This window comes from Streptomyces murinus (genome assembly GCF_002154555.1).
In the GTDB taxonomy this organism is placed as follows: Bacteria; Actinomycetota; Actinomycetes; order Streptomycetales; family Streptomycetaceae; genus Streptomyces; species Streptomyces murinus.
This window is the reverse complement of record NZ_MUNF01001035.1, coordinates 291-939: the sequence shown is the minus strand read 5'-3', so window position 1 is coordinate 939 and position 649 is coordinate 291. Positions and strand designations below refer to the sequence as shown.

The window sequence follows — 649 nt, the reverse complement described above, 5'->3', positions numbered from 1 at the left end:
GGCGGCGGAAGAGGGCGGCGGTGAGGTTCGGCATGCGGTTCAGGACGGCGACGGGGACGCGGACCATTGATCCCGTATGCCCATGTGCGGGCGGGGGTATGCGGCGGTCCGCCGCTCCCATACGACCGGCACGTGGCCGACAATGGCCCTGTGCTGGAGATGACGCGCGAGGAGTTCGAGGAACTGGTCGCCGAGGCGCTCGACCGGATCCCGCCGGAGCTGACACGGCTCATGGACAACGTGGCGGTGTTCGTGGAGGACGAACCGCCCGCCGCCGATCCCGACCTGCTCGGTCTGTACGAGGGCACCCCGCTGACCGAGCGGGGCGAGTGGTACGCCGGTGTGCTGCCGGACCGGATCACGGTCTACCGGGGGCCGACGCTGCGGATGTGCGACACCCGCGAGGACGTCGTGGCGGAGACCGAGGTGACCGTGGTGCACGAGATCGCCCATCACTTCGGCATCGACGACGCCCGGCTGCACGCGCTCGGCTACGGGTGACGGGGCGTCACGACGGGTGCGGGGGAGGCGGGCGCGGCCGCAGGAGCCGTACGGGCCGGGTGGGTTGATGCGTACGCGGCGCGTGTCCTCCTGCGGGCGACGGGAGTTGGACAGGTTGACCCCGTTCCCTGCCCCCGGAGGTGGCCGC

Annotated in this window: 1 protein-coding gene; it reads left to right on the top strand. The window is 72.0% G+C overall.

Going from position 1 to position 649, the window contains the following annotated elements; all coding sequences use genetic code 11:
* The first annotated feature begins 150 nt into the window (after positions 1 to 150).
* Positions 151 to 501 carry a metallopeptidase family protein gene (locus tag CCN72_RS37490; protein WP_037650716.1) on the top strand — a complete coding sequence of 117 codons (351 nt, stop codon included), beginning with the start codon at positions 151 to 153 and terminating at the stop codon, positions 499 to 501.
* Positions 502 to 649 lie beyond the last annotated feature (148 nt).